The organism is Tepidibacillus fermentans, from assembly GCF_004342885.1.
Lineage (GTDB): Bacteria > Bacillota > Bacilli > Tepidibacillales > Tepidibacillaceae > Tepidibacillus > Tepidibacillus fermentans.
Genome location: NZ_SMAB01000015.1, coordinates 1 through 12678, shown reverse-complemented (window position 1 = coordinate 12678; position 12678 = coordinate 1). Strand labels below are relative to the sequence as shown.

At 34.9% G+C, this 12678-nt stretch carries 12 protein-coding genes and 1 tRNA gene; 11 read left to right on the top strand and 2 right to left on the bottom strand.

Annotated elements, in window-relative coordinates; translation table 11 throughout:
• Window positions 1-205 precede the first annotated feature (205 nt).
• Window positions 206-577, bottom strand: a complete 372-nt coding sequence (locus EDD72_RS09160; RefSeq protein ID WP_132769579.1) for a hypothetical protein — start codon at window positions 575-577, stop codon at window positions 206-208.
• Window positions 578-708: 131 nt separating this feature from the next.
• On the opposite strand from EDD72_RS09160, the gene EDD72_RS09155 reads away from it, so the two are divergent.
• From EDD72_RS09155 to EDD72_RS09125, 7 genes are all read left to right on the top strand, one after another.
• Window positions 709-784: transfer RNA gene (locus EDD72_RS09155), tRNA-Thr, on the top strand.
• Window positions 785-813: 29 nt separating this feature from the next.
• Complete coding sequence (locus EDD72_RS09150) at window positions 814-2310, top strand: M23 family metallopeptidase (RefSeq protein ID WP_132769577.1); 1497 nt, start codon at window positions 814-816, stop codon at window positions 2308-2310.
• 81 nt (window positions 2311-2391) lie between these two features.
• A complete protein-coding gene (gene yycF, locus EDD72_RS09145; protein WP_132769575.1) occupies window positions 2392-3096 on the top strand; it encodes a response regulator YycF in 705 nt (234 codons plus the stop codon).
• 6 nt (window positions 3097-3102) lie between these two features.
• Complete coding sequence (gene walK / locus EDD72_RS09140; RefSeq protein ID WP_132769573.1) at window positions 3103-4896, top strand: cell wall metabolism sensor histidine kinase WalK; 1794 nt, start codon at window positions 3103-3105, stop codon at window positions 4894-4896.
• A gap of 2 nt (window positions 4897-4898) precedes the next feature.
• On the top strand, window positions 4899-6206 hold the full coding sequence (locus EDD72_RS09135) for a YycH family regulatory protein (protein ID WP_132769571.1): 1308 nt from the start codon (window positions 4899-4901) through the stop codon (window positions 6204-6206).
• Window positions 6206-6922: a two-component system regulatory protein YycI gene (gene yycI / locus EDD72_RS09130; RefSeq protein ID WP_132769569.1), complete on the top strand. Its 717-nt coding sequence runs from the start codon at window positions 6206-6208 to the stop codon at window positions 6920-6922. The genes EDD72_RS09135 and yycI overlap by 1 nt, the downstream gene beginning before the upstream one ends.
• Window positions 6922-7734, top strand: coding sequence for an MBL fold metallo-hydrolase (locus EDD72_RS09125; RefSeq protein ID WP_132769666.1), 813 nt, complete (start codon window positions 6922-6924; stop codon window positions 7732-7734). The genes yycI and EDD72_RS09125 overlap by 1 nt, the downstream gene beginning before the upstream one ends.
• Here EDD72_RS09125 and EDD72_RS09120 read toward each other — a convergent pair.
• Entirely contained in the window at window positions 7726-7935 is a 210-nt protein-coding gene (locus EDD72_RS09120) for a hypothetical protein (RefSeq protein WP_132769567.1), read from the bottom strand. The two genes, EDD72_RS09125 and EDD72_RS09120, sit on opposite strands and share 9 nt — an antisense overlap.
• Before the next feature lie 206 nt (window positions 7936-8141).
• On the opposite strand from EDD72_RS09120, the gene EDD72_RS09115 reads away from it, so the two are divergent.
• From EDD72_RS09115 to EDD72_RS09100, 4 genes are all read left to right on the top strand, one after another.
• Window positions 8142-9365 carry a S1C family serine protease gene (locus tag EDD72_RS09115; RefSeq protein WP_132769565.1) on the top strand — a complete coding sequence of 408 codons (1224 nt, stop codon included), beginning with the start codon at window positions 8142-8144 and terminating at the stop codon, window positions 9363-9365.
• Between the two features lie 105 nt (window positions 9366-9470).
• Entirely contained in the window at window positions 9471-9950 is a 480-nt protein-coding gene (gene rlmH, locus EDD72_RS09110; RefSeq protein WP_132769563.1) for a 23S rRNA (pseudouridine(1915)-N(3))-methyltransferase RlmH, read from the top strand.
• A 123-nt stretch (window positions 9951-10073) separates the two neighbouring features.
• Window positions 10074-11807 carry an HsdM family class I SAM-dependent methyltransferase gene (locus tag EDD72_RS09105; RefSeq protein WP_132769561.1) on the top strand — a complete coding sequence of 578 codons (1734 nt, stop codon included), beginning with the start codon at window positions 10074-10076 and terminating at the stop codon, window positions 11805-11807.
• Between the two features lie 5 nt (window positions 11808-11812).
• On the top strand, window positions 11813-12496 hold the full coding sequence (locus EDD72_RS09100) for a restriction endonuclease subunit S (protein WP_132769559.1): 684 nt from the start codon (window positions 11813-11815) through the stop codon (window positions 12494-12496).
• Window positions 12497-12678 lie beyond the last annotated feature (182 nt).

Sequence of the window (12678 nt, the reverse complement as noted above, 5' to 3'; positions counted from 1 at the left end):
TTCGATAAAGGGATTCGAAACCAGCTTGCAAGAGCAAGCATGGGGACGTCGGAGACACAAAGAGCAAGGATCAAAGAGACGTTGTGATTCGATGTCGTACTCATAAATGAAATGAGTGAAATTGAATGTAAACAGGGGGGAGCTTAAAAACTCCCCCTAATGTTTTTTGTGTTCATAAAATAAATATTTTAATTGAAACTTAGATTTAAAACATACCGTTATATTTTTGGATGATTTGTTCGGCTTGATCGGCTAAATTTTCATCTGCAACAATAGTTAATAAAACATTACGATCAATATCCATCTCGCCACCATCAGATAAGCCACTTGCATTTACATCAGCTGCTGCAAGAATTTCAGCGCTTTTATTTGAAAAATCAGAACCTAAGGTTAAGTCAGCTAAACTATCAAAACGTCCTGTAATAGGATTAGAAAATTCGTTTAGATTAAAACCGGGGTATAAGCTAACCCGATCGATTTGCATTTCCTTAATTCCTAAGGCCTTTAATTCTTGTCCAGCTCTTTGAGCTTCATCTACTGTACGAAAGGAGGCCAAGATGTTTCGGGTTTTTGTCACATTTTATCCCTCCAATGAGTTTGTTTCATTTTATAATATTTGAGTAGAAGAGTGCATCATCAAAAATTACCACTTGATGATACATGCTATACTATGTTACATTTACATTATGGATAAGCTACCCTAGTCATGCCGTCGTAGCTCAGTTGGTAGAGCGGCTCACTCGTAATGAGCAGGTCGTGGGTTCGAGTCCCATCGTCGGCTCCATCTAAAACTCCATAATAAAGGAGGTAACCATGCAGAGTTTAAGCGAAAGATTTATCGAAATGAAGGATAAATTAAAAGATAATGTTACTTCTGTATTAAACATAAGCAAGGACAGAATAAACAATTTGCAACATTATATTTCAGAAAATAAAAAAAAATCAATTATTATAGGTTCTCTTACAGGAATAATCTTAATTAGCTCATCGTTTGGTCTTTATTATTATCAAGCGAATGCGACTACTTTATACCATGTTTACGTCGATGGTAAATTTGTAGGAACTGTGAATGATAAAAATGTGATTGAACGATGGAAGAAAGAACAATTGGCAAAAGCCCAAACTACATATGGTTTAAAATCTCTAGATTCGTCGAATAAGGTTACATATCAGGAAGAAACAGTATTTAAGGGCGAATTTAACAACAACCAAACCATTCATGCATTAAATAAGATTTTTCATATTGAAGCGGTTGGAACTGCGATTGTGATTAACGGGAAACAAGTCGGGGTTGTCAAAGATAAAGCAACAGCAGATCGGATATTGGATTTAATAAAACAAGGGTATCTACCAAAAACGGATAAAAATAAAATAAAAGCCGCTTCCTTAAATGAAGGGCCGACAATCAAAGTTGATGATGTTACAATTAAAGAAAAAGTGAGCTTACAAGAATTAAAGGTCTCACCAGACGAAATAATGTCTGAAGAGGATTTGCTCAAATTGATAAAGCAGGGAACCTTAGAACAAAAGAAATATAAGGTTCAAGAGGGAGATACCATTTCTGACATTGCCAATAAGCATGGATTAACCACAAAGCAATTATATCAATTAAATCCAGGGTTAAGTGGTGAATTAATTCATATTGGTGATGAACTGAACGTAACGGCTATGAAGTCGTTAGTAACGGTTTTAGTAAAAGAAACAGTTGTACAGGAAGAACCAATCCCTTATGCAATAGAGTATCAAAATGATTCTTCGATGTATAAAGGGCAAACAAGAACAGTACAAACCGGGAAAAATGGTTCAAAACTAGTTACTTACGATGTATATCTTGAAAATGGTGTTCCGGTTCAGAAAGAAGTACGAAACGAACAAGTTAAAACCCAACCTGTGAAACAAATTATTAAACGTGGAACAAAGGTTGCTCCATCCCGTGGTTCTGGCTCATTAATCTGGCCAGCGTATGGTGGGTCAATTAGTAGTCCATTTGGCAGCCGTTGGGGTGAAATGCATGAAGGTATTGATATCACCTCTAGCAATCATACGGTAAGAGCAGCAGATAGTGGTGTCATATCATTTACCGGTTGGAAAAACGGTTATGGTAATACTATTATTATTAACCATAATAATGGAATACAAACCCTGTATGCACATTTAAATGAAATTTTAGTTTCCCCTGGTACCCGCGTTGATAAAGGGCAAACGATTGGTATTATGGGGGATACAGGAAGATCGACAGGTACTCATCTACATTTTGAGGTTCATATTGGTGGAGGGGTAAGAAATCCGCTGAATTATGTTAGAAGATAAGAACTGAACAAAAAAGGAATAAGAAAGATAGGTAGGTTCAGGTCATGAACAGACCTATCTTTTTTATTAGGAGGGATATGGATGAAACTCAAAATCTTAATTGTTGAAGATGAAAAAACAATCTCTGATATCTTGAAGTTTAGTTTGGAAAAAGAAGGGTATGAGACTTTTGTTTCATATGATGGTGAAACCGGGATTCGCATGACAAAGGAACGAAATCCTGACCTCATTTTATTGGATATCATGCTTCCATTTAAAGATGGTTTTGAAGTATGTAGAGAGATTCGCTCTTTTACCAACACGCCGATTATTATGTTAACAGCTAAAGATAATGAAATTGATAAAGTATTAGGGTTAGAGATGGGTGCAGACGATTATGTGACAAAACCCTTTTCGATTCGTGAACTAATGGCACGAGTAAAAGCCAATTTAAGACGAGTCAAAAGTATAGGGGGACAAACGATAAGCGCACCAACGATTGAGTTGGGCGAGTTATATATTAATCCCTCTACTTATATCGTCAAAAAAAATGGAGTTAATTTAGATTTGACTCATCGAGAATTTGAACTTCTTTATTATATGGCCAAGCACTCAGGGCAGGTATTAACGCGAGAACACTTATTACAAGCAATCTGGGGTTATGATTATCTAGGGGATATACGAAGTGTTGATGTTGCGATCCGTAGGTTAAGGGAAAAATTTGAAGATGATCCAAGTCGGCCAGAATATATTCTTACAAAGAGAGGGCTTGGTTATGTACTCCGAAATCCTAAAGAAAAGGAGTAATCAAATTTGGGAAAGACGAAGTTTTTCCAAAGCATTCAATGGAAAATTGTTGTCATCTATATCCTTCTAATCTTGATCTCGATGCAAATTATTGGGATCTATTTTATACGTTCGTTAGAAGCTTATTATATTGGAAACTTTAACGAAACCTTAAATACTCAGGCTAATTTGTTAGCCGTGAATTTAGAGAAGTATCTGATTGATGAAAAGAAGGATGATCTGGAAAAAAGAGAAGATATTAATAATCTTGTTGAGCATCTATTTGCTTTAGACGGTGCCGATGTTTCCATTATTGATAGTAATGGGATTATTCTTGGTACAACGAAAAAAACGAACCTGAACATCATTGGACAAAAAATTTATCAAATTGACGTGAGTCGAGCTCTTTTAGGAACTCGAAGCGAAACGGTTCGGATCGATGAAAAAACGGGAAATCGAATCAAGTTTTTAGCCATTCCCATTCATCATGAGCAAAATACGATCGGTGCGGTTTTTATGACAGCGTCAATAGAAGAGGTTTACAAAACGGTTTATCGAATTAGCAACATTTTAGTAACGGCAACATTAATCGCATTGGTTTTTACAGCTACTCTTGGTTTTTTTCTATCTCGTACGATTATAAGGCCAATTCAAGAAATTACGAAACAAGCAGTGGCGATTACTGAAGGAGATTTTAATCAAAGGGTCAAAATCTATGGTGAAGATGAGATTGGAAGATTAGGATCTACTTTTAATCAAATGGCAAAAAAACTAAAAGAAGCCATTGATCAAAATCAAGAAGAACGAGAGAAACTATCTTCAATCTTGACTCATATGAGTGACGGAGTTATTGCAACCAATGAACAAGGAAAAATACTTGTTGTCAATCAAGGTGCATTGGATTTACTTGGGATATCAGAAGAACAAATAAAAGGTCATACACTGACAGATATTTTCCCAAAAATTATGTTCCCAATTTCAGAAGAAAACCTTATTTACCCCTATTCAAATGATCAAGAGACGAAATTATTAAGAATGACATTAAACAAAATTCATCATTTTCATGAAGGAAAAATTAGTTTAATTATCGTCTTAAGAGATGTGACCAAAGAAGAAAATTTAGAACAAATGCGTAAAGACTTTGTCGCCAATGTATCTCATGAATTGAGAACACCATTAACCACATTAAAAAGTTACCTCGAAGCTCTTGATGAAGGGGCAATAGAAGATCCAGAATTAGCTCATCGTTTTATCAAAGTGACTCGATATGAGACGGATCGGATGATCAGGTTAGTTAACGATTTATTACAATTATCCCGACTCGATGAAAAGAAAATTAAATTAAAGAGATCTCTTGTCTCAGTAAGAGAAATGATTGAGGATGTCATTGATCGTTTTTCGTTCCAAGCAAGACAACGTTCCATTGAATTAACGCTCGATTTGCCAGATTATCTACCTACGATTGAATTGGATCGTGATCAAATTGATCAAGTACTTGACAATCTCATCTCAAATGCAATTAAGTATACTGGTGATCAGGGAAAAGTAAGGGTCATAGCTAGATTAAAACAAAATCGATTGTTTATTGAAGTTGAAGATACGGGTATTGGAATACCTAAAAAACATCTTTCTCGATTATTTGAACGTTTTTACCGAGTGGATAAGGCGAGATCTCGCGAACTAGGTGGAACTGGATTAGGTTTGGCGATTGCACATGAAATTATTAAGGCTCACCATGGCGAGATTGAGGTTGAAAGTGAAGTTGGCAAAGGAACAAAGGTTCGTTTTTTTATTCCCATTACCACGACTAAGGAGGACTAACGGTGAGAGAAAAAGTCAAATCCATTATTTTATTTCTGTTAGTAATCAATAGTTTAATTTTGACATGGATTTTAATCTATTATAGTCCTAATAATGGGAATACGCAGATTTCTGAATTCTTGCCTCGTGCTCGTTTTGGTCAAAAACTATCGACTGAAAAGGTACTTGGATTTGAACGAATGATTCTCCATTTTGGGAATAATCGCCATACCGTTTTATACCCTGGATCTAACTTATTTCAAAAATTACTCCAAGAAATAAAAAATGAATCGTTTTATGATTTTGTACTTCAACAACAACCGATTGAGTGGAAGGAGATAATAGAAAACCAAAAGGGAATAGAACTCATTTTACCAGTATCAATGCCCAAGGCTTTTTTAAAGAATATCCTAATGATCTCACCAATCACAGAGATTCCTGATCAAGTGAATCGGATTTGGATCATCAATCATTCGCAAACTATGCCAATCGTCTATTTTATTAATGATCATGAAGATAAAGTATATGCCGCGAAAACTTCTATCACAAGTACAAAACTTGATGATTTATTAAATTCAGATCTTCATCTTCCTTTATACTCTTATCTGATCAGCAATCAACCAAACAAAAAAATCGTCAGTTTTTATTATCTACCCGAGGAAGAAGTAGAAATACAGGTTCCACGTCGATCAATGGTGCAAATAACCGATGATCATTTGATTCAATTACTGTTCTTAGATCATACTGCAGTTCGAAAGGTTTATGATCAAAATGGAGGCCAGCGAATGATTTATACCGATGGCAGTAGTAGTCTACAGGTATATGCAAAAGAACATTATTTGAATTATTTTCAATCGATTTCAAATGGACAAAAAAATCTTGACCTAGAAAAAGATTTGAAGACTGCAATCAACTATATCAATCAACATGGTGGCTTTGGAGGAAGTTATTTTTTAACCTCTTCGCAAATATTAGGAAAGAATCTATGGGAGTTTGAGTTCAACCAATATTTTAATGGGATTCCAGTGACCGACAAGGAATTGTTTCAATACCGATTACAAATGAATAATGGATCAATCATATTTTTTGAACGGCCAACTCTAATGTTCATAGAGAATTTAGAGCCATTAAAGGTCAAGATCATACCAAGACCAGCGATCATGGAAGAGTTAAAAAAAAATGGAATCAAAAATGGTGATATTCTTGCCATTGAATTAACTTATCACCTTGTTCAGAAGCAAGACCATGTTGAATTTTATCCTTATTGGAGTGTTCGCTTAAAAGATCAGCCAAAATTAGAAGTTCCTGCTTTCCAAAGTGGGGTGTTATAATGGATTGGGGTAAAACGAAAACAATCTTTATCTTTACCTTTTTCATATTAAATCTTGTTTTGGGTTATCAAATCTATTTGAAGCAAAAAGAATATCTACAGGATATTCAATCTACCAATAGCATACAAGAATTAAATCATATATTACGACTCCAAGGAATTAAACTTACTTACAATTTACCGAAAGAAATTCCAGAACTCCATTTTATCCAAGTAAAAGAAAAGAAGCTTAAAAGAAATGAAATCAAAGAACCGATTAAATTAGAGCAACCGTATAACTCAAAATTACTAAATGCAAAACTTCAGAAAACGATTAACCATTTTAGTGAATATGACTATGATTCTCAAGAGTCTAGTTCCAATCGTCTCGTTTTTCACCAACGAATTGAAGATTTTCCTTATTTCAGTGACAATTTAATTTTACAAATATCTAAAGGGAAAGTGATTTCATATCAGCAAGAGTATTATGAAATGGTTGATAAAGGTCCAACTCGGCAGGTGATTTCCGCTCATTCTGCACTAAGAACGGCATTGGATTATCAATATATTCCAAATGGGTCGGAAATAAAAGAAATGAAGTTAGGTTTTTATAAGCAGGATTATCCTGAAGATATTCAAATTCTTGTCCCTGTCTGGAGAATTGTTTATCAAGACAGTGAGCGTCGGGGAATGATCTATATTCATGCCATGACAGGGGGAGTGGAGGGTATTCATTGATCCGATATCGAATTATTGCAAGTGGAAGTACAGGAAATTCCATATACATAGGAACAGATCAACACCATTTTCTTGTTGATGCAGGGTTAAGTGGTAAAAAGATAGAAATGGGATTAAAAGAAATTGGTGTGAATCCAAAAGACTTAAATGGGATATTTATCACCCATGAACATGATGATCATATACGAGGGATTGGCGTCTTAGCTCGTAAATACCAGATTCCGCTTTATGCAAATGAACGAACACTAAATGGGTTACCTAGTCATGTAGGTCAAATCGATGAATCTTTAAAGCGAATTATGGATACAGGTTCAGTGATCGAATTTGGTAATTTGCAAATTGAATCCTACGCAATCTCTCATGATGCAGTAGAACCAGTCGGTTATCTATTTCGACATCAAGATTTGCAATTATCCATTCTTACCGATTCAGGATACGTCAGTGAGAAAATGAAACAAAAAATAAAAGGTTCCGATATATTGATTTTTGAAGCCAACCACGATGTAGAAATGTTGCGGATGTCTCGGTATCCTTGGAGTGTCAAACAGCGAATTCTTGGAGATTCAGGCCACCTTTCAAACGAAGCTTCAGGAGAGGCTTTAGCTGATGTGATTACAAGTGATACGCAGAAAGTCTTCCTGGCACATTTAAGTCGGGAAAATAATCTTCCTGAATTAGCACGGTTAACCGTCGCGACGATCCTAAAGGATTATGGCATCACAGAAAAAGATGTACAAATTATGGATACTTATCATGATAAGCCAACAAGTTTAGAAGAACTAAAAGAGAAAAGAGCAAGAATTCTATTCTAGTACATCGAGGAATGATAAATCCGCTTCAAGTTGTTCAGCTTTTTCAATCACTTCTTTTCTCGTAATCAGCTCTTTTTCAATTAATAATTCAATAAGACCGGTTAAAACCAGCATATTCTTATAATCTACTTCTTTAAGATCGGCTAGTTGGCCAATAAAATCTACTTCAGGAACCATTTTACTAATATGTGCAGATTTCATATTGAAACACCCCTATCCATATATTCGTTATTATTTTAAAAAGTGATTTCGAAAGCATCATTTTGTTCTTTTTGTACGAATTCTATTCCTTTAGTATTAACAAATTTTGAAGAAAATAGACCTGATCTTTTGCAAATGAAAGCAAATGGTGAAAAAATATGGTTTAAAATTGGGTATAATGATAGAAATAAAGGAAGGTGGATTTCATGGGATTCTATGAAGATGAATTTTATGAGGGTAGGTCAAGCCGAAAGCAAAGGGGGTTTTTAACCCCTCTTATCTCTGCAATTATTGGCGGCCTCATTGTTCTGATGTTGATGCCAAGTCTAGTTAATTTGGGAATTATTAAATTAATGCCGAAAACAGAAACAGGCCAACCAAGTGGTATATTACAACCTAGTCAACCAGGGGAAACCAAACAAATAACTGTAAACGTAACTTCCGCTATTCAACAAGCAGCACAAAAGGCAAGACCGGCAGTCGTTGGTGTAGTTAACTTACAGAAACAAATCAATTTTTGGAATCAATCAACAAAGAATGTAGAAGCAGGAGTAGGGTCAGGTGTTGTTTTTCAAAAGCAAAACGGGAAAGCATATATCATTACAAACTATCATGTAATCGAAGGAGCAACAGGTGTTGAAGTCGCTTTAGCTGATGGCAAAAGAGTAAAGGCAGAAATATTAGGCGCAGATTCATTAACAGATCTTGCAGTGCTAGCGATCGATGATCAATATGTAGATGTTGTTGCCACTTTAGGTAATTCCACGACATTAAAACCTGGTGAGCCAGCCATTGCGATTGGAAATCCATTGGGGCTTGAGTTTTCCCAAACCGTTACAGTAGGAGTAATTAGTTCACCCCTTCGTATCATTGAAAAAGATCTCGATGGAGATGGACAATCGGATTGGGAGACAGAAGTCATTCAAACAGATGCTGCGATTAACCTAGGAAATAGTGGCGGGGCACTTTTAAATATTGATGGCGATGTGATTGGAATTAATAGTTCAAAGATTGCTGAAAGTGGTGTAGAAGGTCTAGGTTTTGCAATACCGATTAGTGATGCAAAACCGATTATTGATGATTTGTTAAAATATGGGAAAGTTAAGCGGCCCTATATGGGAATTACACCAATCGATCTGCAAATGGTCTCACAATCAGATCGAATCAATGTCTTAAAACTTCCATCTTCGATTGAAGAAGGGGTAGTCATTTATGATATTAAATCAACAGGACCTGCCGCTTTGGCTGGATTACGGCGACTTGACGTGATCGTGAAGTTGGATGATCAAACGATCAGGAACTCCTCAGATTTACGCAAATATCTTTATAAGAAAAAACGTGTGGGCGATCGTATGAAGATCACCTTCTATCGTGATGGTAAAGTCCAAACGATTGAGATGACACTAGCTGATTTTCCAATTAACCAATAAACAAAAAATTAATGGATAAAGAATAAAGCAGAGGACATCGAGCCTCTGCTTTTGTTTCCACATCATAATAATATTAATGTGAATTATAAGAGGAGTGTTTCATTCATGCATATCACCATTATAGGTGTTGGAAAGTTAAAAGAGAAATATTTACTTCAAGGAATCGAAGAATACAAGAAACGCCTTTCCGCCTATGCCAAAGTCCAACTCATCGAAGTTCCCGACGAAAAAGCCCCAGAGAATCTAAGCGAAGCCGAAATGGAACAAGTGAAAAGAAAAGAAGGGGAAAGAATTCTAACTCAGATAAAGCAAGACGATTACGTCATTGCATTAGCAATCGAGGGTAAGATGTGGAGTTCAGAGGATTTAGCAAAAGAGATGGACAACCTAGCTACCTATGGAAAAAGTAATGTGGCCTTTGTTATTGGTGGTTCATTGGGATTGTCAAAGGAAGTCTATGCTAGGGCAAATGAGTTATTATCCTTCTCAAAGATGACTTTTCCTCATCAGTTGATGAGATTAATTTTATTAGAGCAAGTCTATCGAGCGTTTAAGATTATGAAGGGTGAACCGTATCATAAGTAAATGAGGTTTTTGTAATTAATTTAACCCTTAATAAAAAATGACAGAATGTCAATTTTTAAATTGACGATCTGTCATTTTTTTGTATAATTAAAATTACAGAAAAAAAACAGGAGAGGTTATCAAATGAAAATTAGACCTTATTATAGTATGGAATCATCTGAATGGCTTGAAGGTGAGCCTAGTCTAAATAAGAAGAAAAATGTTAGTAGAGAAGAAATAAGAAAGTGGATATTAAATGAACTTATCGAAAGTTACTATTATCCAAGAGAATGGGTTGGCAAAAGAATAAAATTAGTAGAAACCGAGGAATTCTTCGGATTAACAGTGTTAACAAAAGTTAATTATCCTTTTCTAATTGTTTCAATCGCCGAACCAGGTTGTTTTGAAAAAGCAGAGAAAGCATTATCAGTTTTTTTCGATAAATATCCACTTGCTGGGTTAGGTATTGTTTCAGATGGTTCGGTAGATGGAACTAAAGCTGTTAGAAAAAATTTTAGCTCCCAACAAATAGAATATATAGTGGACATTGAAAGTTATCAATTACCAAATAAAGCGAATTTTATATATAGATATGAAGAATTTCCGAGAGATACTAAATCTAGAAACATACAATCATTATTATCCGAAAAAGTTGAAAATGTATTCTTTGAAGCACATAGTCATCTAAGGGATATTGATGGACTTCATGCAGATGAGGCTTTAGATGAACTATGTAAAATAATATACTGTAAGCTTTACGATGAAAATGAGACATTGGTAGACCATCTTCCTAAAATGCAACGTGCTATTTACGGTAGCACCGAGGAGTTAGCTGTTAACATCAGGATGATGTACCAGCAGGCAAACGAAAAAGTAGTTGTAAAACATAAAACTCAAAATCTGCATATGGGTGTTTTTAATACAGATATTAAATTATCATCTGCTGCTTTAGCCAAAGTAGTAGAAGTACTTCAACATTATAATCTAACTCACTCAAATATTGATGTTAAAGGTAGAGCTTTTCAAAAGGTAATAAATCCAGCAATTAGGGCTGGTATGGGGCAATATTTTACACCTTTAGTTATTGTTGAATTAATGGTTCAAATAGCAAGACCATCTATAAATGATTTTGTTCTTGACCCATTTTGTGGCTCGGGACACTTTCTTTCTAAGACATTTGAATATGTTAGAAATACATTAAATATAGATAATGAGAAAGATTTAGAAGAAATCATGAAAGAGTTTGCCTCTAAAAATCTTCATGGGATTGAAAAAAGTGACCGAATGGTGAGGATTGCCATGACAGATATGATGCTCCATGGTGATGGTAGTACTCATATTAGATGTTCTGATTCGCTTCTGGATTTTAGGAACTATACAGATTTAAAACCTGAGTTATATGACCTAATTTTAACAAATCCGCCCTTCGGTTCTTTACTTGGAGTAGAAGCTTTTATGCAGCTCGGAAGTTTCGTTTTAACCGAAGGATATAAAACTGTTCCTCTCGAAGTTCTTGGTCTTGAGAGATGCATGCAGTTCCTTCGTCCCGGAGGAAAGTTAGGAATTGTATTACCAGATGGTCTACTAGCAAACAAACGCACACAGTATGTAAGAGAGTGGATAGAAGAACATGCAAAGATAAGAGCAATTATTAGTTTACCATTAGAGACATTTGCTCCTTTTGGAGCAAATATAAAAACAAGTATAATCTTTCTTCGTAAATGGGATATTGGTGAAATTAAAGAAGAGAACTATAATATATTTTTAGCCCAAATTGACAATATTGGTTATGATGCTACTGGACATCTGAAAAGTGGTAGCGAAATAGATGAAGTGCGAGAAGCTGTTTTAGAATTTCTAGATAAAGAAGGATGGTAGAATAAATGTGGACTAAAACAATTAGTTTTACAGAATTAAAAAAATATGGAAGATGGAAAGTAGAGCTTTTTACAACATCTGAAGAAAAGATGCTATCTGCATTTGAGATGGTTAAAATTGGTTTGTTGGTAAGAGAAAGAAAAGAAAATATTAAACCTTATGATTTTCCCGATGAGAACTTTAACTATATAGGTTTAGAAAATGTAACTCCTCTAACCGGAGAATTAATTAACTTTAACCCAAAAAAAGGAAATGAGATTAAATCTACTTCAAGAGTTTTTTATAAAGGAGATATCCTATATGGAAGATTAAGACCTTATTTAAACAAAGTTTATCTCGCAATTGGTGAAGTAGAGAATGGTATTTGTTCCGGGGAATTTCACGTATTACAACCAGATTTTCAAAAAATAATGCCACATTATTTAAGAACTGTTTTATCTTCTAGTTACATTCAAAATTATGTTAAGTCTATGCAGACAGGCTCAGCTCTTCCACGATTAAGTATAAGAGATTTACTAGCGATTGAAATTCCTGTACCCCCTCTTGAGATTCAACAAGAGTTTGAAAACTATATAATAGAAAAAACAGAGAGGTTAAGAGAGCTAAGAAGAGAAATTAATGCTTTACCTAATATAATGATATCGAAAGTTGTACATTCACTAGAAACAGGTTCACTAGAATTATCTTAACATCAAAGGTTAATTAAATTATCGGTTTTTCTTATTTATACTAATAAAAGCAGCAATAGGACTTTACACTATATTAGTGTAAAGTCCTCAGCTTGTAGACAAAGTCCCTAACTAGTGGCCAAATCTACAGGTTTTTTTGTATAATAGGGATAGAATTCTTGGTTAACGGGGGAAATTTAGGA